Here is a 25650-nt window from a genome sequence, read left to right on the forward strand (position 1 = left end):
GGGGCGGCTCGGCGTGCGGCAGGGGTCAGCTGGAGTGGGCGTTGCTGTCTTCTTCGGGGTCGTCGCTTTCGGTCTGCCCCGGCAACTCGGTGATCACGCTGAAGTCGCTGACTTCCACTGCCCCCAGGCCATAGCCCAGCAGGTGGAAGGAGAAGGCCTTGCGGGTTTCCGGGTTGTCGAAGCTGAAGTCCATCTGCAACGGCTGGTCGGGTGTGACCAGCATTTCTTCCGGCAGGCCCAGGGGCACGTCCTGTTCCAGTTCCTTGCCCTTGAGCAGGATGTAGGCATTTTGCTGCGGGTCGGCGGAGCGCACGGTGAAGCGCACCCGGGTCTGGGAGCCCTTGGGCATTTCCAGGTACTGGGCGCCGATCAGGTTGTCGGCCCAGTCGTCCTTGATCTGTGCCTGCAGCGGGATGATCGCCGGGCTGCCGAACTGGTAGTGCTGGTTCAGCGGCGACTGCAGCAGGCTGCGGTCCAGGTTCGCCGCACGCGCGCTGATCTGCCGGGCCCGCAGGCCGCCGTACTGGCCTTGCAGGCTGGCGCTGTCGGCGATGAAACCGGGGCTGGCGTAGTAGCGGCAGCGCTGTTGGAAGTCGCACTCGGTGAAGGTGCCCTGGCCATCGTGGTAGCGCAGCTTGCCGTTGGTGTAGGACATGATTTCCCGGCCCTGGGCATAGTCGCGCAACAGCGAGCGGCCGCTGAGGCTGGCGGGCACCGGCAGGCCGAAGTAGTCCAGCACCGAGGCGCTGAGGTCGACGTGGCCGTAGGTGCCGGACTTGAGATGGGGCAGCAGGTCCTGGTCCGGGGCGAGCATCAGGTTGAAGCCCCAGGACGAAGCCAGGCGCACGCCGTCGATGCCGTGGGACTCATCGGAGGTAATGATCACCAGGGTGTCCTTGAGCACGCCCTTGCGCTCCAGGCCCGTGAGGAACTGGTCGATGGCGTCGTCCAGGTAGCCCACGGCGGCCTGCTTCGGCGTCTCATAGCGCTCCAGGTAGTCCTCGGGCGCCGAGTAGGGCTGGTGGGTGCCGACGGTCAGCAGGGTGAGCATCCACGGCTTCTTGTTCTTCTTCAGCTGGTCGACGTAGCCCAGGGCGCCTTCGAAGAAGGCCTTGTCGTCCTTGCCCCAGGGGAACTCCAGGTAGTTGTCGTTCTTGAACCACTCCAGGCCGTGGGTCGAATCGAAGCCGATGTGCGGCATGATCTTGTCCTTGGCCATGAAGCGCAGGCCGGCGCCCTGCAGGTAGTGGGTGTTGAAGCCGAATTTGTGCATCTGTGCCGGCAGGCAGGCCTGGTTGCGCTGGCTCTGGGTGAGCATCTCGACGCCCTTGGGGGTGCCGTTGTCGAGCTTGTCGTAGTCGCCGCAGAGCATGGCGTACAGACCGCGGATGGTCTGGTGGCTGTGCAGCACGTAGTCCGGGGTGTTCATGCCGCGCTCGGCCCAGGCGCTGAGCTTGGGCATCAGGTCTTCCTGGTAGCGGCTGTTCAGGGCTTCGCGGTTGGTGCGGATATAGGCACCGGGAATGCCTTCGAGGGTGATCAGCAGCACGTTGCGCGCGCGGCCTGCGCTGGGCAGCAGCGGCTGGCCTTCCAGGTCCAGGCGGGTGAGCCCGGCCATGGGCGGTGGGACATCGGCGACGTCGCCTTGCAGCCAGTCCTCCACCTGCATCTGCGCCTGGCCGGTGGCAGTGGCCAGGGCCTGGTGGGGCAGGTTGAACAGTTGCCACTGGTCGGCTTCGCTGGGCTTGAGGTACTGGATGCCGCCGTGGGCCACCAGCAACAGCACCGGCAGGCTCCAGCTATGGCGCGGCAGTGCCGGGGGGCGCACCCCGCGGTGGGCGCGCTGGACCACCAGCCACAGCACCAGCCCCAGCAACAGCGCCAGGCCCAGGTCCGGGTGGGTCAGGCCGCCGCCGGTGGAGTTGCCGACAAACTGCGGGTCCACCAGGTAGTGCAGGTCGGCGAGGTTGGGCATGCGCCCCACGGCGCTTACCAGCTCGGCGCTGACCAGGGTCAGCAGGGCCCAGACCAGCAGCACCGGCAGCGCCAGCCACCAGGGCCGGCGGTACAGGAGTACGGTCAGCAGGCTGGCGCTGGCCAGGTCCGACAGATAGCCCAGCGGGTTGGACCAGCCCAGGGCCAGGCGCGCGCCCATGGGCAGCAGCAACAGCAGGCCGAACAGGGCGCACAGGGGTGCAAGAGGGTGTTTTAGGCAACGACGGATCAACTTCACAAATAACCTGCCTGTCATCAAATCTTCACGCAAATGTGCGCGATCTTAACAAGAGCTGACGGCAAGACGTTTCTTAATCGTCAAGGAAAGACCTGGGGACAGGCTTTGCGAATCGCCCCAAAGAGGCTGTGGAAACCGTGCAAAGCCCCAGCCTGGAAGGCTGGCGGCGAGCAGGGGCAGGTTTCAAACCGCTTGGATTTACTATTTCAGGTTGTTAAAAAAAATGTGCCTTGAGTGCTGATGCCGATCAATCAAGGGCAAGCGCTGTAGGGGGGGCAGGGGAGCTTGCTCCGGCACCTATCGCGACCACTTGATGATAAGCCGGGCGAAAAACGCGCCGCTGACAATCACCGCGAACAGGCGCAGGGTCTGCATCGCCAGCACCAGGCCGACATCCGAATGGGTGTCCACCGCGATGATCGCCATGGCGTCCAGGCCGCCAGGGCTGGTGGCCAGGTAGACCGAGAGAAAGTCCTTGCCCATCCACAGGGCCAGCCCCCAGGCAGAGAGGGCACAGAGGGCGATCAGCAGCAGGGCGCCGCCGATCATCGCCGGCAGGTGGCCGAACACATAGCTCAGGGTCGGGCGGTCGAAGCGCAGGCCGATATAGCCGCCGATGGCGCCGTAGGCACAGGCCAGCAGCCAGGACGGCAGGCTGATCTGCAACAGCCCGCTGACCTGCAGCGCGCCGCCCAGCAGCAGCGGCACCAGCAGGGCCCCGGCAGGCACCCGCGAACCCAGGAGCACACCGCAGACGATCGCCACGATGCTCAGGCCAACATTCGGCAGGCTCATGCCGTGCAGGGCCATCTGGCTGGCGTGGGCCTCGCTGCCGCTGGCCGGAGCGCCGATCCAGTGGCTGACGAGGGCCCCGACCATCACCACGCACACCACCCGCACGTACTGCATGGTGGCCACCACCCGTGAGTCGGCGCCGAACTCGTCGGCCATCGACACCATGGCCGAGGCCGCACCGGGCGCCGTGCCCCAGGCCGCGGTGCTGGCGGCAATCGAGCCGAAGCGCACCAGCACCAGGCCCACCAGGGCGCTGAGGCTGACGGTGAGCAGGGTGGCCACCAGCATCACGTGCCAGGACTGGAGCATGGCCGTGAGCACGGCGAGGGTCATGGAGTGGGCGGCGAGCATACCCACCGAGCCCTGGCCCAGGCGAAACGCCAGGCGCGGCACGCGGATGCTGGCACCGCACACGCCAAACAGGATCGCCGTGAGCATCGGCCCGAGAAACTGCCCGGCGGGAATCTCCAGGTACTTGAGCAACTGGCCGCTGATGCCGGCCAGCAACAGCCAGGCCGGCCATTGCAGCGCCTGGGGCCAGGTATTCAGGGATAGACGAAGCGATGGCGACAAGGGACGACTCTCCAAGACGCTGGCCACTCCTGTTGCGGGAGCGGTAAAACCTGCGCCGGAGCAAATTATTGATAGCGCGATTGATCAAGTCCAGTTTCTAATTGTGATCAACTCATAACTATTGTTGATCGATCATGGACCTGCGCGACCTGACCTATTTCGACACCATCGCCGAGCTCGGCCACCTGGGCCGGGCGGCGCAGAAGCTCAACCGCAGCCAGCCGGCGCTGACCAAGAGCATCCAGCGCCTGGAGGAGTCCTTCGGCACCAAGCTGTTCGAGCGTGAAGGCCGCGGCATCAAGCTCACCGCCGTGGGTGAGTTGCTGCAGCGGCGCAGCCGGCAACTGCAGCAGAACATCGCCGAGACCCACCGCGAGGTGCGGGACTTCGCCAGCGGCGTGCTCGGCAACATCCGCCTGGGCTGTGCCGCCAGCATGGCCGAACACCTGCTGCCGCAGATGACCGCCACCTTGCTGGAGCGGGCCCCGGACATCACCTTGAACCTGGTGATCGGCCAGGACGACCTGTTGCGCGAGTCCCTGCGCTCCGGGCGCCTGGACATGGTCATCTGCCCGATGTTCGAAGGCGACCCGCACCTGAGCCACCACACCCTGTTCGAAGACCGGGCGGTGGTGGTGGCCAGCCGCGACCACCCGATATTCGCCACGCCCATGCGCCTGCGCGACTTGTGCGCCTACCGCTGGGTGCTGCCGGGCACCCGGGTGTCGGCGCGACGCTGGATCGACAACGTGTTCCAGAGCCATGAACTGCCGCTGCCCTCGGTGCAGATAGAGACCAACACCATCTCCCTGTTGCCGCGGCTGATCGCCAAGACCGGGCTGCTGAGTTTTCTGGCCCGGGAAACCCTGGACGACTTCAAGGGCATCGCCCACCTGCGGGAAGTGCCCCTGGCGCAAACCTGCATGCGCCGCAGCATCGTGGTGCTGGTACGCGCCGAAGGCTACCTGTCGCCCGCAGCCCAGGCCCTGCTGGATCTGCTCAAGAGCGATGGGCGGCAATTCTTCACGGCGGGTGACGCCCTGTGAGCCAGGGCGGCGCAGGGCCTGGGATCATTCGCCGCGGATGTACTGCTCCAGCTGGCGGATCAGGTCGGCCTGTTCGGCGATTGCTTCCTTGACCAGGTCGCCGATGGACAGCAGGCCCAGCAACTGGCCGTTTTCCACCACCGGCAGGTGGCGCAGGTGGCTGTCGGTCATGATGTTCATGCAGGTGTCCACGCTCTGGTGCGAGTCCACGGTGATTACCGGCGAGCTCATGATCGCGCTGACCGGGGTGCCCACCGAGGAGCGCCCGTGGAGCACCAGCTTGCGCGCGTAGTCGCGCTCGCTGATGACCCCGACCACCACGCCATTCTCCAGCACCGGCAAGGCGCCGACGTTTTTCTCGGCCATCACCATCAGCGCCTCCAGGACCATCTGGTGCGGGGCGATGGTGTGCACTTGCTGGTTGTGCTTGGCCTTGAGTTTCAGCAGTTCTGCGACGCTCTTCATGGGGCGCTCCGGTTGTTCTACGTGGGGCGGCGATGCGCCGCCCTGAGGGGTTTCTAAAGAATCGTAGAGACTCGGCCAACCAGCAAGGCTGAAAACGGCAGATAAACGGCGAAAAACGTCACCCCGAGGATTTTTTTTCACCACGGCCCCGATAAAGGGGCCGTTGCCTTCAGTTGAAGCGGTGCAGGGAGAAACTTTCCAGGTCGATTTCGCTGCAGCCGTCCACGTGCTGCTGGGCCAGGGCTTCGCCAATCGCCGCCGAATGCTTGAAGCCATGGCCGGAACAGGCGCTGACCACGGTGACATTGGCCAGGCGCGGGTGGCGGTCGATGATGAACCCCGAATCCGGGGTCACGGTGTAGGCACAGACGCTGGCCTTCACCAACTCGGGGGCCAGCCCGGCGATATGGGGGGCGATCAGTTTGTGGAACAGGCGCTGGGCGTCGGCGCTGCTGGGCTGGCGGTCGAGGCTGTCCGGCTGGCTGCTGGCGCTGTACTGCTCGGTGGCGATCTTCACGCTGCCTTCGCCGGGAATCGGCGGGAAGCCGTAGCAGGCGTCCACGTCATCGGCGCTGTGGAGAATGAAGCTCGGGGAGCGGGCCGGGTAGCGCTCGGGCTCATCCAGGCGGAACCAGTACAGCTGCTGGCGGCACACCTGCAACAGCGAATCGAAGGGCGCCCCCAGCAACTGCGCCGACCACATGCCGGCGCTGACGATGACCTGTCGGGCAAACAGCCGCGAGCCGTCGCTGATGATGTGCACCCCGTCATCCTGGGCGTCCAGCTCCAGCACTGTCTGGCCGGTGATCAGGGTTGCCCCCAGTTGCCGGGCCCGGGTCAGTTGCGCATCGATGCAGCGTTCCGGGCGGACAAAGCCGCCGCCGGGTTCGAAGTAGCCCCGGGCGCTGTCATCCAGCGGGGCGAACTGCGGGAAGCGCCGGCGGATCTCGGCGGCGTCCAGCTCCTGGTGCTCGATGCCATAGCGCCGGGCCAGCTCGATGCTGTTGTCGGTGAAGTCCCGGGCCTCTGCCGGGCGCTGCGGGTCGGTGCTGGCGGTCATCACCAGCACCCCGCATTGCTCGAACAACTGCACATCCAACTCCGCCTCCAGTTCGCGCCAGATCTGCTGCGAGCGGATCGCCAGGGGCACGTAGGCCGCGCCTTCGCCCACCGCCTGGCGGGTGATGCGGGTGTCGCCGTGGCTGGAACCCAGGTCGTGGGGCGGGGCGAAGCGGTCGATGCCCGCCACCTTTACCCCGCGCTTGGCCAGTTGATAGAGGGTGGCGGCGCCCATGGCGCCCAGGCCTACGACTACAACATCGAAATCCGGTGTGTGCACGGCAAGATCCTTGGGATGGAAGGCTCAGCAGTTATTGGTTATTGATAGTGGCCAGGGTCATGGGCGCGATGATCCGGTGGAACGGCGCCACCGGCAGCATGTACAGGCGCCCCAGGCGGTTGTGCGGGTGGACCACGGTGGACAGCACCACCGGGCGCCGGCCCTCGGCGTCCAGCGGCAGGCGGTTGAGCGACAGGTGCACGTCCAGGTGCTTGTCGCGGTCCACTACCAGAACCTCGTCGGGGCTCTGGGAAATCAGGGTGAAGATACCCACCCGGTCGCCGGGCTGGTAATCCTCGTCGGGGCGCGACAGGTCGATGCGGGTCAGGCGCCCCAGGTCCTTGAGGCCGAACAGCTGCACCACGCGGTTGCGCAGGCCCATCAGGCGGTCGATCCAGGTCGGGGTCTGGCTCATCAGGCACAGCAGGTGACGCATGGCGCTGCGTTCGGGGTCCTCGGCCAGGGTGCGGCGGCAGTCGATGAAGGTGGCACCCGGGGCCAGGGCCGCGATGCTGGAGTCATGGGGCAATGGGCAAGGGTGTACGGCAGACTTCATCGGTGCAGCTCCCTGAAAGTTGGCGGCCGTGGCTTCATGCCGATCAGTCACGCCAGAAGTCGCAAAAAATACCACTTCCTGAGGCGAGGAACTTGCTGTTGTGTAGCGGCCAGTTGCCGCTGGGCGAGGGTTGCCATTGCCAGGTGGCAGCGCGCAAGGATTCGGTGGTTATCCGCACTGCTCGGGCCGGAGTCAGCAAAAACACGCACGAAGTTGCAAGCAGGTCGAAGGGACCTGGGCCGACCATTGAACGGCGGAATTCGGTGGCACGCGGACTGAATTCCGCCAACGCAATGGCTGCTTGCCACTTAAGCCTGCTGGCGGACCGCGGCTTTTTCCCCTCTGACGGCCGGCTCGGCGTTCTGTAGCAGCAACTGACCGAACTCCTGGGCCGCCGCCGTCTTTTCGCCGCTGCTCCAGGCCAGCAGGAAGCGCGCTCCGGGCAACCCCGGCAGGCCGTATTCACCATCGACGATGCGCAGGCCCGGGCGCAGGTCGCTGGCCATCTGCACGGTGACTCCGAGACCGGCGAGCACTGCCGTGCGAATGCCTTCCTGGCTTGGCGAGCTGAACGCCACATGCCAACGGGTGGCGCTTTCGCCCAGGGCATCAAGGCCGATCTGCCGATTGACGCAGGGGGCCGGCGCCAGGGCCAGGGGCAGCGAGGCGCCCGGGGCCAGGTCGAAGTGCTCGGCGGCGACCCAGACGAACCGGGCGCTGCGCAGCACGGTGCCGCTGTCGCGCCGCCCCGGCTCCGAGAGCACCACAGCCAGGTCCAGTTCCCCGGCCTTGAGCATCTGGCGCAGGTCCAGGTAGGTGCCAACGCTGACGTCCAGGCGCACCTCGGGAAAGGCTCGGGAAAACTGGCAGAGCAGTGGCGGCAGGCGCTCGCCCATAAAGGTCTCGGGCACCCCGAAGCGCACCACGCCACTCAGCCGCGATGGCTGGAAGCGTCGGGCCAGGGCGTCCAGGGCGGTGAGGATCTGTTGCGCGTGCTGCAGCACTTCCTGGCCGTCTTCGGTCAGGCTCAGGTGCCGGGTGGTACGCAGCAGCAGGGGCCGGCCCAGTTGCTCTTCCAGACGGCGGATCTGATGGCTGACCGCCGACTGGGTGAGGTTCAGGCGCTTGCCAGCACGGGTGAAACCGGCACATTCATGGACTGCGACCAGGGCCCGCAGCAGGGTGGGATCGATGTTCAAGGCAGGCTGCCATTCATGATGGAAATTGCTCAATCCTACAAAATCTAATCATTTCCGTCATTGAGTGGCGTTGCCCAGACTTGACCCCTCAGTCGCCCCTGGACGGGTGGCGACACCACTTGCGGACGACCCTCGATGCCTCAACCTTCTTTACGCAACACCCTGGCCCTGGCGGCGGTCTGCCTGGCCGCGCTGATGTTCGGCCTGGAAATCTCCAGCGTGCCGGTGATTCTCCCGGCCTTGGAAGACCGTCTGCAGGGTCGCTTTACCGACCTGCAATGGATCATGAATGCCTACACCATCGCCTGCACCGTGGTGTTGATGGCCACCGGCGCCCTGGCCGATCGCTTTGGCCGCAAGCGGGTGTTTGTCCTCAGCATCGCCGCCTTCGGCCTGGCCTCGCTGCTCTGTGGTCTGGCCCAGAACATGACGGCGCTGATCGCCAGCCGGGCCCTTCAAGGCCTGGCCGGGGGCGCGATGCTGATCACCCAGGTGGCGATCCTGTCCCAGCAGTTTCTTCAGGGCCGTGAGCGCAGCCGGGCCTTCGCCGCGTGGGGCGTGGTGTTCGGCATTGGCCTGGGGTTCGGGCCGATCATTGGCGGAGCGATCCTATCGCTGTCCAGCTGGCCGTGGATTTTCCTGGTGCACGGGCCGCTGGCGCTGCTGACCCTGGGGCTTGCCGTGGCCGGGGTCGAGGAGGCCCGTCAGGCCCGGGCCGGCAAGCTCGATAGTGCCGGCATCGTGCTGCTGTCGCTGGCGGTGTTCGGCCTGACCTTTGTGCTGACCCAGGGCCCGACCCTGAGCCGCTTCAGCGCCCTGGCCGTGGTGCTTGCGACCCTGGGCTGCTTCGCTGCCTTTATCCGTGCCGAGCGCCGCAGCCAGCAACCGATGTTCGAGCTGGGGGTATTCAGGAACCGCCGGTTTTCCGGGGCGTTGCTGGGCTCCATGGGTATGAATTTCAGCTTCTGGCCGTTCATGATCTACTTGCCGATCTACTTCCACGGCGCCCTGGGCTACGACAGCCTGCACAGCGGACTGGCGCTGCTGGCCTATACCTTGCCGACCCTGATCCTGCCGCTCGTGGGTGAACGCCTGGCCCTGCGTTTCGAGGCCGGTTGGGTGATTCCTCTGGGGTTGTCCGGCATCGGCCTGGGCTTTGTGGCGATGTTTGGTGCCAGCCAGTGGGCCGTCAGCAGCGGTGTGCTCATGCTCCCCGGCGCGCTGCTGGCGGGGATCGGTCTGGGCATCTGCAATACGCCGGTGACCAATACCACCACTGGTTCGGTGCCCGTCGATCAGGCCGGCATGGCCTCGGGGATCGACATGAGTGCGCGGATGATTTCCCTGGCGCTGAACATTGCCTTGATGGGCTTGATCCTGGTGGCGGGGGTGGGCGCCTACCTGCGGCGTCACCTGAGTGGGGCGCTGGATGCCGGGCAACTGCGGGGTTGGGTGCAGCAGATTGCTTCTGGCAGCGGCTCTTTGGAAGCTTTGCCGTGGCTGGCGGAAGGTACGCCGCAGGCGGCCCTGGTCCATGGCTTTGGCTGGGTCATGCTGTACGGCGGCTTGAGTGTCTGGGGGCTGGCATTGTTCAGCCTGCTGATATTCGCCCCATGGCAGCAAAAGCCAGTGGAGTCGATCGCGCAGTAGCCGCTGCCGAGCGTTAGCGAGGCTGCGAAAGGGGCCGCAGGACCCTCTGTTGCCGGGATCGCCTATGTCGCTCCAGCCATTCGCGCCTGCGCCAGCGGCTGCAGGGAACGCAAAAAAGGCGCCCGAAGGCGCCAAGGATTCACCCCAACCGAGGGAGCCGGGTGAAGCCGTTCGCAGGAGTGTCGCGGTGGTAAGGCGCGACGTGAACGGAAAAAGGCGAGCGGTGCCCGCCAGCGGCGGGCAGCTTGAGTCATTTGCCCAGCTTGATCCTGGTCCAGCCGCGGTTCATCACGCGCTGGATGGCGATCGGCTGGTCCGGTACTGCGTAGAGGGTGGCCAGTACGGCCTGGGGCGGGTAGGACGCCGGGTCGTTGCGGATCGCTTCGTCCACCAGCGGCGTGGCCGCCGCGTTGGCGTTGCTGTAGCCCAGGCTGTTGGTGACCTCGGCGATGATGTCCGCGCGCATCAGGAAACTCATGAACAGGTAGGCGTTGTCGACGTTGGTGGCGTCCTTGGGGATGGCCATCATGTCGTAGAAGCTGCCGGCGCCTTCCTTGGGAATGCTGAACGCGACCTTCTCCTTGTTGCCGGCCTCTTCGGCGCGGGAACGGGCCTGCAGCACGTCGCCGGAATAACCCACGGCCACGCAGATGTTGCCGTTGGCCAGGTCCGAGATGTACTTGGAGGAGTGGAAGTAGGTCACCGAAGGACGGATCTTCATGAACAGGGCTTCGGCTTCGAGGATCTGCGCCTTGTCCTTGCTGGTTACCGGGTAGCCCAGGTAGTGCAGGGCGGCGGGGAGCATCTCGGTGGGCGAGTCGAGGAAGCTGATGCCGCAGGCCTTGAGCTTCTCGGCGTTCTCCGGCTTGAACAGCAGGTCCCAGGAGTTGGTCGGGGCGTCGGCGCCCAGGGCCGCCTTGACCTTGTCCGGGTTGTAGCCAATGCCGATCGAACCCCACATGTAGGGAAAGGCATGGGCGTTGTCCGGGTCGCTGGCGGAGGCGTTTTTCAGCAGCACCGGGTTGAGGTTCTTCCAGTTGGGCAAGCGGGACTTGTCCAGTTCCTGGTAGACCCCGGCCTTGATCTGCTTGGCCAGGAAGCTGTTGGACGGCACCACGATGTCGTAGCCGGACTTGCCGGTGAGCAGGCGCGCTTCCAGGGTTTCGTTGCTGTCGAAGACGTCGTAGGTGACGTGGATGCCGGTCTCGGCCTCGAACTTCTTCAGGGTGTCCGGGGCGATGTAGTCCGACCAGTTGTAGACGCGCAGCACTTTGTCGTTGGCTTGAGCGCCGGTAACCATTGCGCCCATCAAGGACAGTGAGAGCAGAGTCCTGCCAAGCATTTTCATCACTACAACTCCATTTCTTATTGTGCAGATTGCTGCGTGTGCAACTCGAGGGTTCGGGGTGAGCCTTTTTCGCCAGCAAGCTGGCTCCTACAGGTTTGGGTTATCCGTAGGAGCCAGCTTGCTGGCGAAGAGGCGGTTAGGCCGTCGCAGGTGTTCGTACCGCAGGTTTTTTCGCTGCCGGTGGCTGCCAGGATTCGTTGGCGGTGAAGTCCATCGCCTCCTGGATCGCCCGCTTGCGGGCCGCTTCGGCGCGACGGCCGAAGTACCAGACCAGGAAGGTCACCAGGGACACCGCCAGCAGAATCAGGCTGGCCACGGCGTTGATCTCGGGCTTGACCCCCAGGCGCACCGCCGAGAACACTTCCATCGGCAAGGTGGTGGAACCCGGGCCGGAGACGAAGCTGGCCAGTACCAGGTCATCCAGGGACAGGGCGAAGGACATCATGCCGCCGGCCGCCAGTGACGGCGCGATCATCGGGATGGTGATCAGGAAGAACACCTTGAACGGTCGCGCTCCCAGGTCCATGGCCGCTTCTTCGATGGACAGGTCCAGCTCCCGCAGGCGCGCGGAGACTACCACGGCTACATAGGCTGCGCAGAATGTGGTGTGGGCGATCCAGATGGTGACGATGCCGCGCTCCATGGGCCAGCCGATCAATTGCGCCATGGCCACGAACAGCAGCAGCAAGGACAGGCCGGTGATCACTTCCGGCATCACCAGCGGCGCGGTGACCAGGCCGCCGAACAGCGTGCGGCCCTTGAAACGGGTGACCCGGGTCAGCACGAAGGCCGCCAGGGTGCCCAGGGCCACCGCGGCAATGGCGGTGTAGCAGGCGATCTCCAGGGAGCGCATTACCGAGCCCATCAGTTGCTGGTTGTCCAGCAGGCCGACGTACCACTTGATCGACCAGCCGCCCCACACTGTCACCAGCTTGGAGGCGTTGAACGAGTAGATCACCAGGATCAGCATCGGCAGGTAGATGAACAGCAGGCCCAGCACCAGCATCAGTTTGGAAAATTCGAAGCGTTTCATGCCCGTGCCTCCATCTCTTTGGCCTGGCTGCGGTTGAACAGCAAGATCGGGATAATCAGGATCGCCAGCATCACCACCGCCAGGGCGGAGGCCACCGGCCAGTCACGGTTGTTGAAGAATTCCTGCCATAGCACGCGGCCAATCATCAGGGTTTCCGGGCCGCCCAAGAGTTCCGGAATCACGAACTCACCCACCACCGGAATGAACACCAGCATGCAGCCGGCAATGATGCCGTTCTTGGCCAGGGGCACGGTGATTTTCCAGAAGTTGTTGAAGTTGCTCGAACCCAGGTCCGACGCGGCTTCCAGCAGGCTCTGGTCATGCTTGACCAGGTTGGCGTACAGCGGCAGCACCATGAACGGCAGGTAGGCGTAGACCACACCGATGTACACCGCGGTGTTGGTATTGAGGATTTCCAGGGGCTGGCTGATCAGCCCGGTCCACATCAGGAAGCTGTTGAGCAGGCCGTTGTTGCTGAGGATGCCCATCCAGGCGTAGACGCGGATCAGGATCGCGGTCCAGGTCGGCATCATGATCAGCAGCAGCAAGACGTTCTGCGCCTCCTTGCTGGCCTTGGAGATGGCATAGGCCATGGGAAAGCCCACCACCAGGCACATCAGGGTGCTCAGCAGGGCCACCTTCAGCGAACCCAGGTAGGCCGAGAAATACAGCTCGTCGCCGGCCAGCATGGCGTAGTTGCCGAGGTTCAGCAGCAGCTGGAATTTCTGTTCGGCGTAGCTGTAGATCTCCGAGTAGGGCGGAATCGCCAGGGCCGCTTCCGAGAAGCTGATCTTCATCACCAGGAAGAACGGCAGCATGAAGAATAGGAACAGCCAGAGGAAAGGAATGCCGATCACCAGCTTGCGACCGCTGGGCAGCATACGGAACAGCTTCTGATTGAAAGTGCTCATGGTCGATGTACTCATGCTCGCAGTACCACGCCGCTGTCGTCTTCCCACCAGACGTAGACTTCGTCATCCCAGGTTGGCCGCGAGCCGCGACGCTCGGCGTTGGCCATGAACGACTGGACAATCTTGCCGCCAGGCAGCTCGACGTAGAACACCGAGTGGCCGCCCAGGTAGGCGATGTCATGCACCTTGCCCTTGGACCAGTTGTAGCGGGCATCGGGCTTGAGGGTGGTGACCAGCATCTTTTCCGGGCGGATAGCGTAGGTCACCGACTTGTCCTGCACCGAGGTGCTGACCCCGTGGCCGACGTAGATCTGCTGCTCGAGGTCCGCGCAGTCGATGATGGCGTAGCCTTCCAGGTCTTCGGTAACAGTGCCGTCGAAGGCGTTGACGTTGCCGATGAATTCGCACACCAGGCGGCTCACCGGCGCTTCGTAGATGTCCACCGGGCTGCCGGTCTGGGCGATCCAGCCCAGGTGCATGATGGCGATGCGCTGGGCCATGGTCATGGCCTCTTCCTGGTCGTGGGTCACCATCACGCAGGTCACGCCCACGCGCTCGATGATCTCCACCAGTTCCAGTTGCATCTGCGAGCGCAGCTTCTTGTCCAGGGCGCCCATGGGTTCGTCCAGCAAGAGCAGCTTGGGGCGCTTGGCCAGGGAGCGGGCCAGGGCCACGCGCTGGCGCTGGCCACCGGAGAGCTGGTGCGGCTTGCGCTTGGCGTACTGGGTCATGTGCACCAGCTTGAGCATTTCCTCGACCCGGGCGTCGATCTCGCTGGCCGGCAGGCGGTCCTGCTTGAGGCCGAAGGCAATGTTCTGGGCCACGGTCATGTGGGGGAACAGGGCGTAGGACTGGAACATCATGTTGATCGGCCGCTCGTAGGGCGGCATGTCGGTGATGTCCACGCCATCCAGCAGGATGCGGCCTTCGGTGGGGCGTTCGAAGCCGGCGAGCATGCGCAGCAGGGTGGATTTGCCGGAGCCGGAACCGCCCAGCAGGGCAAAGATCTCGCCTTGGTGGATCTCCAGGGACACATCGTCCACGGCCACGGTTTCATCGAACTTCTTGGTCACGCGGTCGATCTTGACCAGGACCTTCTGCGGGCTCGGAGTGCCTTCGAGGGCCTTGCGGTAAGTGCTGGAGGCGTTTGCCATGTGAAACTCCCAACAGGTGTCAGCAGCCCGATCAATTCGGCCGGGCCTAAAGGTTGATTGCCAGCCCGCAGTGAGTGCGGGCTGATTCGGCGCTGCCTCCCTGGCGGCCTGACGCTATTTGTTGTTGTGGTCTTGCCGTGTGTTGCTCACGCTGGACGACGGGCGCGCACAGGCGCGCTCGCCGCGGGGCAGGGCGTGATGAATCGTCTGGGTTGTGGCCGCGGCCGGTGGTTCAGCGCCGTTGTGCGGCCCGTTGCCGGCAGGCGTCGCCAAAGGCCTGGAAGATCCGCAGGTAGGCCGGGTTCGACAGCACCTGCCATTCCGGGTGCCACTGCACGCCGAAGGCGAAGGCCTTGCTGTGTTCCACCGACAGCGCCTCGATCAGGCCGTCCGGGGCCACGGCCTCGACCCGCAGGCCGGGGGCCAGGCGGTCGACGCCCTGGCTGTGGATCGAGTTGACCTGGATCTCGCCGCCCAGGCCCATGGCCTCGAACACACCGCCGGGCTGGATCGCCACCGGGTGCGCCGGGGCGTACTGCACTTCGATGCGCGGATCGTCGGCTTCGCGGTGGTCCATGTAGCCCGGCAGTTCATGCACCTTCTGGTGCAGGCTGCCGCCGAAGGCCACGTTCATTTCCTGGAAGCCGCGGCAGATGCCGAGCACCGGCACGCCGGCGGCAATCGCCGCGCGCAGCAGGGGCAGGGTGGTGGCATCGCGCTGCGGGTCGTGGGCGGTGCCCGGCTCGCTGGGAGTGCCTTGGTAATGGAAGGGTTCGACATTGGATGGCGAGCCGGTAAACAGCAGCCCATCCACTTGCCGCAGCAGATCGTCGATGTCGATCAGATCCGCCAGGGAAGGAATGATCAGGGGCAGGCCCTCGGCCGCGACGCTGACAGCACGCAAGTACTTGTCGCCGCTGACGTGGTAGGGGTGCAGGCCGATCTCTTTGACGCACGCAGTAACGCCGATCAATGGCTTGAATGCCATTTTTATCACCTCGAAATTCACGCTGGAACGAGTTTTTCCAGAGCTTATCCTCGTTGATTTTAATTAACAACTTCCATGTAAAAAATTCTAAACATTATCTGCTTGAAACCCGCAGACGGCGCGGATTGCGCGGTGTATCGACCTTTAGTGAGGCAAAATAATTGACGAATGGTGGCTGCTGTTGGCTATTGACTCCGGTTTTTCTTTCGGGTTGACTGCTGGCGTGTCACAGCAGTGAACATAATAATTAACACAATAGGTGCATCATGTCGGTCCCCCCGCGTGCCATTCAACTCAATGAAGCCAATGCCTTCCTGAAAAAACACCCCGAGGTTCTCTACGTCGATCTGCTGATTGCAGACATGAACGGTGTGGTGCGCGGCAAGCGCATCGAGCGCACCGCGCTGCACAAGGTCTATGAGAAGGGCATCAACCTGCCCGCCTCGCTGTTTGCCCTGGATATCAACGGTTCCACGGTGGAAAGCACCGGCCTGGGCCTGGACATCGGTGATGCCGACCGCATCTGCTACCCGATCCCCGGCACCCTGAGCGTCGAGCCCTGGCAGAAGCGCCCCACCGCGCAACTGCTGATGACCATGCACGAGATCGAAGGCCAGCCGTTCTTCGCCGACCCCCGCGAAGTGCTGCGCCAGGTGGTGAGCAAGTTCGACGAGATGGGCCTGACCATCTGCGCCGCCTTCGAGCTGGAGTTCTACCTGATCGACCAGGACAACGTGAACGGCCGTCCGCAGTCGCCCCGTTCGCCGATCTCCGGCAAGCGTCCGCATTCCACCCAGGTCTACCTGATCGACGACCTCGACGAGTACGTCGACTGCCTGCAAGACATCCTCGAAGGCGCGAAAGAGCAGGGCATTCCGGCCGACGCCATCGTCAAGGAAAGCGCCCCGGCGCAGTTCGAAGTCAACCTGCACCACGTCAGCGACCCGATCAAGGCCTGTGACTACGCAGTACTGCTCAAGCGCCTGGTAAAGAACATCGCCTACGACCATGAAATGGACACCACCTTCATGGCCAAGCCTTATCCGGGCCAGGCGGGCAACGGCCTGCATGTGCACATCTCGATCCTCGACAAACAGGGCAACAACATCTTCGCCAGCGAAGACCCAGAGACCAACGAAGCCCTGCGTCACGCCATCGGCGGCGTGCTCGACACCCTGCCGCAGCAGATGGCCTTCCTGTGCCCCAACGTCAACTCCTATCGCCGTTTCGGTGCGCAGTTCTACGTGCCGAACTCGCCGACCTGGGGCATCGACAACCGCACCGTGGCCGTGCGCGTACCCACCGGTTCTGCCGATGCGGTGCGCATCGAGCACCGGGTGGCTGGCGCCGACGCCAACCCTTACCTGCTGATGGCTTCGGTGCTGGCGGGCATTCACCACGGCCTGACCAACAAGATCGACCCGGGCGCGCCGGTTGAAGGCAACTCCTACGAGCAGAACGAACAAAGCCTGCCCACCAACCTGCGGGACGCCCTGCGCGTACTGGACGACAGCGAAGTGATGGCCAAGTACATCGACCCGATGTACATCGACGTGTTCGTGGCCTGTAAGGAAAGCGAGCTGGCGGAGTTCGAAAACTCCATCTCCGACCTGGAATACAACTGGTACCTGCACACGGTCTGATGACCGTGTCACTTCCTGCGTTGAGTATTTGCCATGACTAAATCCCGCAGCGACTGGGAGCAGCACTTCCAGTCCCTCAGCCTCGAAGGCCGTGCCTTTATCGACGGCCAGTACTGCGCCGCCGCCAGCGGTGCGACCTTTGAATGCCTGAGCCCGGTGGACGGACGCTTTTTGGCCAACGTTGCCAGCACCGATCAGGCCGATGCCGATCGTGCGGTGGCGGTGGCGCGCCAGGCGTTCAACAGTGGCGTCTGGTCGGGCAAGGCCCCGGCCGAGCGCAAGCGCATCCTGATTCGCTTTGCCGAACTGATCCTTGAGCACCAGGAAGAACTGGCGCTCCTGGAAACCCTGGACATGGGCAAGCCGATTGGCGACTCCATGGCTATCGACATTCCGGCCACGGCCAACGCCATCCGCTGGAACGCCGAAGCCATCGACAAGCTCTACGACGAAGTGGCGGCCACCCCTCACGACCAGCTGGGCCTGGTGACCCGGGAACCGGCGGGCGTGGTAGCGGCCATCGTGCCGTGGAATTTCCCGCTGATCATGGCCAGCTGGAAATTCGCCCCGGCCCTGGCGGCGGGCAACTCGTTCATTCTCAAGCCGTCGGAAAAGTCGCCGCTGACCGCGATCCGCATCGCCCAGCTGGCCCTGGACGCCGGCATCCCCAAAGGCGTGTTCAACGTCCTGCCGGGTTACGGCCACACCGTCGGCAAGGCCCTGGCCCTGCACATGGATGTGGACGTGCTGGCCTTCACCGGCTCCACCGCCGTGGGCAAGCAACTGTTGGTGTACTCCGGCGAAAGCAACATGAAGCGGGTGTGGCTGGAAGCCGGTGGCAAGAGCCCCAACGTGGTGTTTGCCGATGCCCCGGACCTGCGCGAAGCCGCCGAGGCGGCGGCCGCAGCCATCGCCTTCAACCAGGGCGAAGTCTGCACCGCCGGCTCGCGCCTGCTGGTGCAGCGCTCGATCCGCGAACAGTTCATCCCGCTGCTGGTGGAGGCCCTCAAGGGTTGGAAGCCGGGCCATGCCCTCGATCCCGAAACCCGGGTCGGCGCGGTAGTGGACCAGCGTCAACTGGAGAACGTGCTGCGCTACATCGAGATCGGCAAGGAGCAGGGCGGCCAACTGCTGGCCGGTGGTGCCCGTGCCCTGGAAAGCACTGGCGGCCTGTATGTCGAGCCGACGATCTTCGACGGCGTGACCAACGCCATGACCATCGCCCGGGAAGAGATCTTCGGCCCGGTGCTGTCGGTCATCAGTTTCGATACCGAAGAAGAAGCGCTGCAGATCGCCAACGACAGCATCTTCGGCCTGGCGGCCGGGGTCTGGACCGCCAACCTCAGCCGCGCCCACCGTTTTGCCCGTGGCCTGCGGGCCGGCAGTGTGTGGGTCAACCAGTACGACGGCGGCGACATGACCGCGCCGTTCGGCGGCTTCAAACAGTCCGGCAACGGCCGCGACAAGTCGTTGCACGCCTTCGACAAATACACCGAGCTCAAAGCGACCTGGATCAAGCTCTAACTCTTATAACAACAGCGGCGGCGGGCCTGGGCCCGTACCCGCTGGGGAATTTCTCATGCAAACCTACGTGAACAGCTACTACGCGGCGACCCGCAACCAGACCACCGACTACCCGCAACTCGAAGAGTTGGTGGAGTGCGACGTCTGCGTGATCGGCGCCGGCTACACCGGCCTGTCCTCGGCCTTGTTCCTGGCGGAAGCCGGCTACAGCGTCACCGTGCTGGAAGCGGCCAAGGTCGGCTTCGGCGCCAGCGGGCGCAACGGCGGGCAATTGGTCAACTCCTACAGCCGCGACGTGGACGTGATCGAAGAACGCTACGGCGAAAAAAGCGCCGAAGTGCTCGGCAGCATGATCTTCGAAGGCGCCGACATCATCCGCCAGCGCATCCAGCACTACGACATCCAGTGCGACTACCGCCCCGGTGGCATCTTCGCCGCCCTGAACAACAAGCAGCTCAAGGGCCTGGCGGAACAGAAGCGCAACTGGGAGCGCCTGGGCAATAACAACCTGAAGATGCTCGACAAGGCGCAGATCGACCGCGAAGTCGGCACCAAGAACTACATCGGCGGCCTGCTGGACATGCAGGGCGGCCACATCCACCCGCTGAACCTGGCCCTGGGCGAAGCCAGCGCCATCATCGGCCTGTGCGGCAAGATCTTCGAACAGTCGGCGGCGGTGGAAATCACCTACGGCGAACCCAACGTGGTGCGCACCGCCAAGGGCGTGGTCCGCGCCAAATACCTGCTGATCGCCGGCAACGCCTACCTGCAGCAGGACCTCGACCCCCGCGTGACCCGCAAGAGCATGCCTTGCGGTTCGCAGATCGTGGTTACCGAGCAACTGCCTGAGCAACTGGCCCGCAGCCTGATTAGCAACAACTACTGCGTGGAAGACTGCAACTACCTGCTGGACTACTTCCGCCTGACCGGCGACAACCGCCTGCTGTACGGCGGTGGCGTGGTCTACGGCGCCCGGGAACCGGATGATATCGAGCAACTGATCCGGCCGAAGATCCTCAAGACCTTCCCCCAGCTCAAGGACGTGAAGATCGACTACCGCTGGACCGGCAATTTCCTGCTGACCATGTCGCGCATGCCGCAATTCGGCCGTATCGAAAAGAACGCCTACTACATGCAGGGCTACAGCGGCCACGGTGTTACCTGTTCACACCTGGCGGGCAAGCTGATTGCCGAAATGATCCGCGGCGACGCCGAGCGCTTCAACGCCTTCGCCTCCCTGCCGCACATGCCGATGATCGGCGGGCGCACCTTCCAGGCCCCGTTGACCGCCATGGGCGCCGCGTACTACGCCCTGCGCGACCGCTTCGGCATCTGACGCCACCTCGCTCCTACAGCCCCCACTCCTGTAGGAGCGAGCTTGCTCGCGAAGCTCCGGCCCTTGACCCACTCCAGGAAAAGCCCCGCAAAGCCCCAGAAAACCGGCACTCCATCACCCGGCCTTCACGCCCATCGCCAGTCTTTACAGCTTGCCTGTCAAACATGTTTAAATAGCCGCCTTTTCAGGCTCCAGGGCAGCCAAATCGCGACGTTCGCGACCCAACCGCCGCAAAAATACCCTTAAGTACTTCTCACATAAGGCTGTTATGGACACGGGCACCCGACTCAAACTCGTTCGCGAAAGCTACAAACTCTCCCAGCGCGAGCTGGCCCGTCGTAGCGGCGTAACCAATGCCACCATCTCCCTGATCGAACAGAACCGCGTCAGCCCCTCCGTCAGCTCCCTGAAAAAGCTGCTGGAAGGCATCCCCATGTCCCTGGCCGACTTCTTCACCTTCGACCAGCCGCCCCGTGAGCACCAGTACGTGTTCCGCGCCAACGAACAGCCCGACCTGGGCCGCGACGGCCTGCGCCTGTTGATGATCGGCGCCCCGGTGGCCAACCGGCAGATGCGCTTTCTGCGCGAGCAATACGCCCCCGGCGCCAGCTCCGGCGAAGAAGCCATCGTGCATGCCGAAGGCGAGGAGTGCGGCCTGGTGACCCGCGGCACCGTGGAGTTGACCGTGGACGGGCAAGTCAGCGTGCTCAACCCGGGGGATGGCTATTACTTCCCCACCACCTTGCCCCATAGCTTTCGCAATATTGGCCAGGATGAGGCGGAAATCATCAGCGCCAACACCCCGGCGAACTTCTAAGGGGCCGGGTAACTGACCCGGCTCGACCTGTTGCAACCCTATCCAGCCTGCGCCTTGTGTCGCAGGCTTTGTTTTTTGGACCGGCCCACGCCCCGAAGACTGCCGTAACCGCGCTTGCGGGCAGGGCCTGGAGCGGACGCCGTTCAGACAAGGAAGACCCATGATCAAGGACAGGCGACAAGCATTCCTCAGCGCAGCACGCCTTGCGAACTTCTTCAGCAACTACCAGCACAGCGTGGAGTTCTTTGCCGAAAACACCTTTGAGTCCGACTCCGAAGCACAGGAAAAGTCCCTCAGGGCCCGGCATTTCCAGAAGTGGATCTTCAAGGAAATCCTCATCCGCTACACCGCCGGCCACAGCATCGACCTGCTGATTCCCCTGCTGGAAACCCTGGTGGACAGTTACGAACACCTGCAAAGACAACTGGCCCAGTACAACCAGATTCCGAACATCACCCCCTTGGCGATCGACGACTGGCTCGACCAGTACCAAGAGTGCGTCCAGGTGTTCAGCCTGTGCATCCTGCTGCACCGCACCGACCTGCTCCAACGCTTCGTGGCCCTGATCGACCCCGCGGGTTACGCCGGGGACGACACCCTCTACGAAGACCTGCTGTGCAAACTGCTGCCCGACCGATATGACGTCGATGACTGGTACCACGACGTCTACACACCGCTGATACAAGCCACCTACGCCGACGACCCGACCGAGGCCAGCGACCTTCTGCAGCAGCACTGTGACGACTGGTACCCCGCGTTCGAACAGGCGCCCTGGCACGACAGCCACCTGCAAGGGGACGAGGGCAGCTATTGCGGGTATTGGGCGTTCGAGGCGGCAGCCATCGCCTTTCTGTATGGCATCGATGACAGCGGGGTCGAGCACAGGGTCTATCCCAAGGATCTGGTGGCCTACGCGAGAAATCTTCAGCCAAGTCACCCGAAACATGTAGCGCCGGTGGTGGCGGGGCAGTCCTGCAGCAAAGCCGGTTATTGGTTTACCCCGGCGGAGCCGGAGTCGCGGCGCTGCTTTGCGCAGGGGGAAGTGATGCCGGCGTTTGAGGGGGGAGCGGTTTGGTATTGGGCGGCGCAGGGGTAGGGGTGGGCTGCCATTCGTTGTAGCGTTTTCCAACGCTAGTTTCTGGTCGAGTGCAGAAGGGGGCTGCTATCGACTCAACGGCATCCTGAGAGAAATCTCGGCCATCCGAGTAAGGCTTCAAATCGCAGGACAAAGAGCCTGCGGGCGGTTCAACTGCTGCTCGGCCATTCGACGCTGGAGAGCACCGTTCGATATCTGGGTATTGAGACCGATGACGCCCTGGAGAGGGCGAAGCAGACTGAGGTTTGACCATGCATAGCGACGGCCGAAGACGGGCCGTCGCTAACCGGTACCGATCAGTTATTTAATGAAACTTTGAAGAGACTCGGACTGTGAAACTCAAGAAAACGACAGCTGGTGACATCGTATTGATCCCTGTAGAAGGAGGATTTAAGCCAGCCAAGGTTTTGTATGTATCAGAGCGACACAAAGACACCATTTTGCTTGGAATATATAAATTTTTTTCTACTGAACAAAGACTTCCGGACGAGTTACCTGACAGATTTGATCTCCTGCTTTACACATCAAAAGCACCTATTCAAAAAAAACGCTGGCACTACGTTGGGCACGAGGATTTAAGAAGCACTCAGACAGACCTAGATCTTAGAGTTGTAGCTGGGGAGCTGTGGAAAGGTGATGTTCATATCGGCGCTGCATCAGACGAAGATAGAAAAAGCTTGCCTGAAATGCTGGTAGTGGGAGCTGGGCTAGTTGAAAAAAAGGCCACTGCATTGAACTGAAGAACGCAAAAGGATCTACAGGCCGCGGTTCTACTGAATCGCCTCTTGATACTCAATGATTGCATTTGGCCGATTTCTACCGTTCGTGACAGGCCGCAATCGGCCAGGATCGGACATTTGGAGCGGGGAGATAATATCGTCGCATTTCTTCCCGACTTGGCAATTCGTCGACGCGCTTTTACACACTCAGATCTGGGAAACTAGGGTTTAAAAATCAACTAGCCTCTTTTTTCTAAGTAGGTGCCAATGGTTACTCCCCACGATCTTCAGGGCTTTGATGTTGGATGGATCGCCACTGATGCCATCGGGCAGGTTGCGCTTTTCACTACGGCTGGTCCGGGGCCGATTCCTGACTCCGCAATTCCCTCCGTCGAGCACTCCGAAGAATGGGTCTGTTCATTGCCGGAGGTGTCCGATGTAAGTCTGGTCACCTCCATGTCTAGCGCAAACGCTTTCGTTGCCTTTGCCAAACGTGGATTGTTTGCATATGACTGGTCGGACGTTCATCGCGATGCACACCAAGCCTTGAACGGATATGAGCTGCAATACCGTCCACTGAATCCATTAAGACTTTACGACTTGCCTGCCCCTTTGCGGGCATTGGCTGAGCTTACCCGGCTATCTAGCGTAACGTTCGGAGTATCTATCGTAGTGATAGGTGATCAGATTTCTTAGCGATTGTTCGACGGTTAACGCTGTTTTGTGCCGATTGCTATCGGCTAGAGCAGAGAAAGTCAATCTGCCCCTCTGCTCCAGTGCCTTTTTCTAAAAGTTGAAACGTTGGTCAAACACGGTCTGCTCGCCTACCGTCACGCTGCATTGGCGGGCCACTTCAACCGGCATCACCTTGCCCAGCAACGGCGCCAGCGACTTGTAGAACGCCTTGTCGCAGGCGTCGTCTTTGCTGAAGGCTTGGGAGTTGCCGGCCGCGTCTGCCGTAATCCGGCAGCCTGCCACCAATTCGGTGGGCAACTCGTTCAATGGCACTGTTGTCGAGCCGGAGCCCTGCAACTCGATCAGCTCGTTGCATGTGCCCTTGGCCGGACCTTCCTTGATGGTTTTGGCAAAGGCGACGCGTTGGTAGTCAGTACCGGTGAACAGCACCTGGTCGTTAACAGTGACTCGGTATTGTGAGGGTTTGAAGGCGATGGTCTTGATGCAGAACTGCGTAGTGACCGGTTTCCCATTGAACTCAGAGGTGGCCGCTTTGCAACCTGGGGTGGCCTGGGTGAAGGTGGTATCGGGCGAGCTGGCACAACCGGCCAGTGATAGCAGACACACACCGAACAGCATTCTTTTCATGGGACTTCCTGTGCTCAAACACACCGCCTCCAGCAGGCGGCTCCGGACGCGGATCATACCAGCGACCTGTTGGCCAAAGGCGCAGAAAGGCAAGGAGGCCCTTTAACTCGGCTACCGAATCCCATCTCGACAGTTGTCTGCTTCCGGCCCAGGCGCTGTGAAGAGCCCAAGTAAAAATCGAAACCCGCGTTTCTACATGAAAGCTGAACTGGAGTGGTCGCCCCAAGAAACACGGACAGATTTGTTTCTCTACCCTAAACGTCCGCTATTGGCTGTTTTTAATTATGAGCGTGTCTCTTTATGTGGGTAAGCGCTGCAATCAGTCGTTCTTGAACCCCGGCAGCCCCTGGGCTTTCCGCCATTCCTTCACTGTCTTAGTAACACCCTCGGCGGAGTTATCCGCACCGGGTTCAGGGTGGAAAATCAGGTCATAGCCATCTGGATGGCCTGAGAGCTTGCTGAACTTTTCAAGCAACTCACCCAGCTCATCGTCCGTCCCGCCCTTGTTGACCACCCGTATGTTTCTGACGAAGGAAATGAATTCGGTTTCGGTAAAGTCAGAAGTATCTTCCACGTTGTGCCTATTTTTTCTTGTGAAGATTAATGTGATTTTGTGGGTTTTTAACCCTCAAGCTTTCTGCGTCTTATACCGCCCCACCGTCCACAATGCGCTCGAGATGGTGTCTGAATGGCTCTCACTTTGTAGATTCTTTGATTGACCGCTTCTGGCTGCGGATGCAACCGGTCGATGCAACTTGCCTAGCGATGCCTGCAATCTGCTGCACGCCTTGGGTGAGAGAACCATGGGGCATGGCTGATCCTGCGTACACCCCGGCTGAGTTCTGAAAATACGAAAAAGGCGACGCAATGCGTCGCCTTTTTACTGGAGGGGGCAGGCCTTTGCCGAGGTCTCAACGACTTACCACCAGTCCGTAACCAAATCCCAGATGCTACTGACCACATAGGCCGCGCCTACTGCGACGGCTGCGGTTGCCACCGCCGGGGCAAGGGCTGTGCCTCCGACGATACCGACTGTGCTTAATCCCACAGCCGTCATGCTGGAAACTCCACCCGTAGCCGCGAAACCGGCAACGGTGCTGACTGCACCCTTGGCCAGGGCCTGTCCAGCCAATGATCGGGCTACGTGATTGGCTGCGGTCTTGGTTACCTGGCCGGCCAGTATTTTGCCTGCGGCCGAGGTCCCCGCTTTAGTGAGTAGAACCTTGGTCGTTTGTTCGGCCGTTTGCTTTGCCACTTGGCGCATCAGCAGATGGGTTACGAGGTTGCTACTCAGGCGTTCGGTCGCGGCGTTGATCTGTTCGCTGGAGTGCCGGTCGGTGGCGCACCAGGTGGCGAAGTGTTCGCAATTGTTGAACAGAAGATTGTATTCATCCTCGCCCAGCCTGGAGCGCGCCCGACGACAGATTTCGGGCCCGCGGAAGTAGACCTTTTTGTAGGTCTTGATTCGCGCTTTCTTGTTTTGCAGGAAGGCTTCAAGAGAGGTCGACTCGATACATCCCTTATGAAGACCCGAGCCCATACCGGAATAGTGGATCACGCGATTTCTGCCGACAAAAATCCCGTGGTGGGTATAGAGACCTCGACCAACAATCAGATGAGTTCCAGTGGGGTACATGTCCAATCAGGCTCCAGTGATGTGCTTTTGAAGGCGGCACTCGCAAGCGTTCCGGTGATATCGAGGGGCTTGATCCGTGTCGCAATCTTCATGCAGGCATTTCCAGCTGTTCATGGGCGTATCGCCAAGATTGTCGCCCCGAGCATGGGTTGCATCATAAACATCGGGCCCCAGTGGTTGCCATCAAAATGCCGCTATTTATGTTGCGTCTTTTCGCGGGCTGGGCGCTTCGGGCATCGCTGCGGTATGTGCGCTCGAAAGCACGG

General features: G+C 62.5%; 22 protein-coding genes. 8 read left to right on the top strand and 14 right to left on the bottom strand.

All coding sequences use genetic code 11. The features are described 5' to 3' along the window. Positions 1 to 25 precede the first annotated feature (25 nt). Positions 26 to 2251 carry an LTA synthase family protein gene (locus AC1RMG_RS01780; RefSeq protein ID WP_457820054.1) on the bottom strand — a complete coding sequence of 742 codons (2226 nt, stop codon included), beginning with the start codon at positions 2249 to 2251 and terminating at the stop codon, positions 26 to 28. A 279-nt stretch (positions 2252 to 2530) separates the two neighbouring features. Further along, a complete protein-coding gene (locus tag AC1RMG_RS01785) occupies positions 2531 to 3601 on the bottom strand; it encodes an AbrB family transcriptional regulator (protein WP_493168123.1) in 1071 nt (356 codons plus the stop codon). Between the two features lie 134 nt (positions 3602 to 3735). Here AC1RMG_RS01785 and AC1RMG_RS01790 point away from each other — a divergent pair, with 134 nt between their 5' ends. Continuing rightward, positions 3736 to 4647, top strand: coding sequence for a LysR family transcriptional regulator (locus tag AC1RMG_RS01790; RefSeq protein WP_011060629.1), 912 nt, complete (start codon positions 3736 to 3738; stop codon positions 4645 to 4647). A gap of 24 nt (positions 4648 to 4671) precedes the next feature. Here AC1RMG_RS01790 and AC1RMG_RS01795 read toward each other — a convergent pair whose 3' ends face one another. The 4 genes from AC1RMG_RS01795 to AC1RMG_RS01810 form a co-directional block, all read right to left on the bottom strand. Continuing rightward, a complete protein-coding gene (locus AC1RMG_RS01795; protein ID WP_011060630.1) occupies positions 4672 to 5112 on the bottom strand; it encodes a CBS domain-containing protein in 441 nt (146 codons plus the stop codon). A 169-nt stretch (positions 5113 to 5281) separates the two neighbouring features. Then, positions 5282 to 6451 carry an N-methyl-L-tryptophan oxidase gene (gene solA, locus AC1RMG_RS01800; protein WP_053150656.1) on the bottom strand — a complete coding sequence of 390 codons (1170 nt, stop codon included), beginning with the start codon at positions 6449 to 6451 and terminating at the stop codon, positions 5282 to 5284. Between the two features lie 31 nt (positions 6452 to 6482). Continuing rightward, entirely contained in the window at positions 6483 to 7007 is a 525-nt protein-coding gene (locus tag AC1RMG_RS01805; RefSeq protein ID WP_493168125.1) for a DUF2867 domain-containing protein, read from the bottom strand. Positions 7008 to 7315: 308 nt separating this feature from the next. Next, positions 7316 to 8206 (bottom strand): LysR substrate-binding domain-containing protein, encoded by an 891-nt coding sequence (locus tag AC1RMG_RS01810; protein ID WP_123577646.1) that lies wholly within the window; start codon positions 8204 to 8206, stop codon positions 7316 to 7318. A 135-nt stretch (positions 8207 to 8341) separates the two neighbouring features. On the opposite strand from AC1RMG_RS01810, the gene AC1RMG_RS01815 reads away from it, so the two are divergent. Beyond that, positions 8342 to 9856 (top strand): MFS transporter, encoded by a 1515-nt coding sequence (locus AC1RMG_RS01815; RefSeq protein WP_493168127.1) that lies wholly within the window; start codon positions 8342 to 8344, stop codon positions 9854 to 9856. A 250-nt stretch (positions 9857 to 10106) separates the two neighbouring features. Here AC1RMG_RS01815 and AC1RMG_RS01820 read toward each other — a convergent pair whose 3' ends face one another. The 5 genes from AC1RMG_RS01820 to AC1RMG_RS01840 all read right to left on the bottom strand — a co-directional run bounded on the left by AC1RMG_RS01820 (position 10107) and on the right by AC1RMG_RS01840 (position 15290). Beyond that, positions 10107 to 11204: a polyamine ABC transporter substrate-binding protein gene (locus AC1RMG_RS01820; RefSeq protein ID WP_493168129.1), complete on the bottom strand. Its 1098-nt coding sequence runs from the start codon at positions 11202 to 11204 to the stop codon at positions 10107 to 10109. A gap of 136 nt (positions 11205 to 11340) precedes the next feature. Further along, positions 11341 to 12237 (bottom strand): ABC transporter permease subunit, encoded by an 897-nt coding sequence (locus tag AC1RMG_RS01825; RefSeq protein ID WP_011060635.1) that lies wholly within the window; start codon positions 12235 to 12237, stop codon positions 11341 to 11343. Beyond that, the gene (locus AC1RMG_RS01830; protein ID WP_162865010.1) at positions 12234 to 13115 is read right to left on the bottom strand and encodes an ABC transporter permease subunit; all 882 of its coding nucleotides are present in this window, start codon (positions 13113 to 13115) and stop codon (positions 12234 to 12236) included. The genes AC1RMG_RS01825 and AC1RMG_RS01830 overlap by 4 nt, the downstream gene beginning before the upstream one ends. Before the next feature lie 44 nt (positions 13116 to 13159). Next, entirely contained in the window at positions 13160 to 14302 is a 1143-nt protein-coding gene (locus tag AC1RMG_RS01835; RefSeq protein WP_011060637.1) for an ABC transporter ATP-binding protein, read from the bottom strand. A gap of 232 nt (positions 14303 to 14534) precedes the next feature. Next, positions 14535 to 15290, bottom strand: coding sequence for a gamma-glutamyl-gamma-aminobutyrate hydrolase family protein (locus AC1RMG_RS01840; RefSeq protein ID WP_011060638.1), 756 nt, complete (start codon positions 15288 to 15290; stop codon positions 14535 to 14537). Between the two features lie 266 nt (positions 15291 to 15556). On the opposite strand from AC1RMG_RS01840, the gene AC1RMG_RS01845 reads away from it, so the two are divergent. From AC1RMG_RS01845 to AC1RMG_RS01870, 6 genes are all read left to right on the top strand, one after another. Beyond that, positions 15557 to 16933 (top strand): glutamine synthetase family protein, encoded by a 1377-nt coding sequence (locus AC1RMG_RS01845; RefSeq protein ID WP_011060639.1) that lies wholly within the window; start codon positions 15557 to 15559, stop codon positions 16931 to 16933. Between the two features lie 33 nt (positions 16934 to 16966). Further along, positions 16967 to 18457 (top strand): aldehyde dehydrogenase, encoded by a 1491-nt coding sequence (locus AC1RMG_RS01850; RefSeq protein ID WP_493168131.1) that lies wholly within the window; start codon positions 16967 to 16969, stop codon positions 18455 to 18457. A 55-nt stretch (positions 18458 to 18512) separates the two neighbouring features. Continuing rightward, on the top strand, positions 18513 to 19793 hold the full coding sequence (locus AC1RMG_RS01855) for an NAD(P)/FAD-dependent oxidoreductase (RefSeq protein ID WP_493168133.1): 1281 nt from the start codon (positions 18513 to 18515) through the stop codon (positions 19791 to 19793). A gap of 268 nt (positions 19794 to 20061) precedes the next feature. Next, positions 20062 to 20610, top strand: coding sequence for a cupin domain-containing protein (locus AC1RMG_RS01860; protein WP_011060642.1), 549 nt, complete (start codon positions 20062 to 20064; stop codon positions 20608 to 20610). A gap of 160 nt (positions 20611 to 20770) precedes the next feature. Next, a complete protein-coding gene (locus AC1RMG_RS01865) occupies positions 20771 to 21706 on the top strand; it encodes a PoNe immunity protein domain-containing protein (protein ID WP_493168135.1) in 936 nt (311 codons plus the stop codon). Positions 21707 to 22038: 332 nt separating this feature from the next. Further along, positions 22039 to 22446, top strand: coding sequence for a hypothetical protein (locus tag AC1RMG_RS01870; RefSeq protein ID WP_141679901.1), 408 nt, complete (start codon positions 22039 to 22041; stop codon positions 22444 to 22446). A 765-nt stretch (positions 22447 to 23211) separates the two neighbouring features. On the opposite strand, the gene AC1RMG_RS01875 is transcribed toward AC1RMG_RS01870, so the two are convergent. From AC1RMG_RS01875 to AC1RMG_RS01885, 3 genes are all read right to left on the bottom strand, one after another. After that, entirely contained in the window at positions 23212 to 23748 is a 537-nt protein-coding gene (locus tag AC1RMG_RS01875; RefSeq protein WP_258718393.1) for a hypothetical protein, read from the bottom strand. 319 nt (positions 23749 to 24067) lie between these two features. After that, positions 24068 to 24322, bottom strand: a complete 255-nt coding sequence (locus AC1RMG_RS01880; RefSeq protein ID WP_053157707.1) for a bacteriocin immunity protein — start codon at positions 24320 to 24322, stop codon at positions 24068 to 24070. Positions 24323 to 24667: 345 nt separating this feature from the next. Beyond that, the gene (locus AC1RMG_RS01885) at positions 24668 to 25384 is read right to left on the bottom strand and encodes a lecithin retinol acyltransferase family protein (RefSeq protein ID WP_077935004.1); all 717 of its coding nucleotides are present in this window, start codon (positions 25382 to 25384) and stop codon (positions 24668 to 24670) included. Positions 25385 to 25650: the final 266 nt, after the last annotated feature.

The organism is Pseudomonas sp. GW822-FHT04H02 (genome assembly GCF_058800645.1).

Bases quoted from the DNA above. Each gene is read 5' to 3' on its own strand.
- AC1RMG_RS01885 (WP_077935004.1), bottom strand. From the start codon at position 25,384: ATGTACCCCACTGGAACTCATCTGATTGTTGGTCGAGGTCTCTATACC.
- AC1RMG_RS01850 (WP_493168131.1), top strand. From the start codon at position 16,967: ATGACTAAATCCCGCAGCGACTGGGAGCAGCACTTCCAGTCCCTCAGC.
- AC1RMG_RS01840 (WP_011060638.1), bottom strand. From the start codon at position 15,290: ATGGCATTCAAGCCATTGATCGGCGTTACTGCGTGCGTCAAAGAGATC.
- AC1RMG_RS01835 (WP_011060637.1), bottom strand. From the start codon at position 14,302: ATGGCAAACGCCTCCAGCACTTACCGCAAGGCCCTCGAAGGCACTCCG.
- AC1RMG_RS01860 (WP_011060642.1), top strand. From the start codon at position 20,062: ATGGACACGGGCACCCGACTCAAACTCGTTCGCGAAAGCTACAAACTC.
- AC1RMG_RS01825 (WP_011060635.1), bottom strand. From the start codon at position 12,237: ATGAAACGCTTCGAATTTTCCAAACTGATGCTGGTGCTGGGCCTGCTG.
- AC1RMG_RS01790 (WP_011060629.1), top strand. From the start codon at position 3,736: ATGGACCTGCGCGACCTGACCTATTTCGACACCATCGCCGAGCTCGGC.
- AC1RMG_RS01805 (WP_493168125.1), bottom strand. From the start codon at position 7,007: ATGAAGTCTGCCGTACACCCTTGCCCATTGCCCCATGACTCCAGCATC.
- AC1RMG_RS01875 (WP_258718393.1), bottom strand. From the start codon at position 23,748: ATGAAAAGAATGCTGTTCGGTGTGTGTCTGCTATCACTGGCCGGTTGT.
- AC1RMG_RS01855 (WP_493168133.1), top strand. From the start codon at position 18,513: ATGCAAACCTACGTGAACAGCTACTACGCGGCGACCCGCAACCAGACC.
- AC1RMG_RS01815 (WP_493168127.1), top strand. From the start codon at position 8,342: ATGCCTCAACCTTCTTTACGCAACACCCTGGCCCTGGCGGCGGTCTGC.
- AC1RMG_RS01865 (WP_493168135.1), top strand. From the start codon at position 20,771: ATGATCAAGGACAGGCGACAAGCATTCCTCAGCGCAGCACGCCTTGCG.
- AC1RMG_RS01820 (WP_493168129.1), bottom strand. From the start codon at position 11,204: ATGAAAATGCTTGGCAGGACTCTGCTCTCACTGTCCTTGATGGGCGCA.
- AC1RMG_RS01845 (WP_011060639.1), top strand. From the start codon at position 15,557: ATGTCGGTCCCCCCGCGTGCCATTCAACTCAATGAAGCCAATGCCTTC.
- AC1RMG_RS01795 (WP_011060630.1), bottom strand. From the start codon at position 5,112: ATGAAGAGCGTCGCAGAACTGCTGAAACTCAAGGCCAAGCACAACCAG.
- AC1RMG_RS01780 (WP_457820054.1), bottom strand. From the start codon at position 2,251: ATGACAGGCAGGTTATTTGTGAAGTTGATCCGTCGTTGCCTAAAACAC.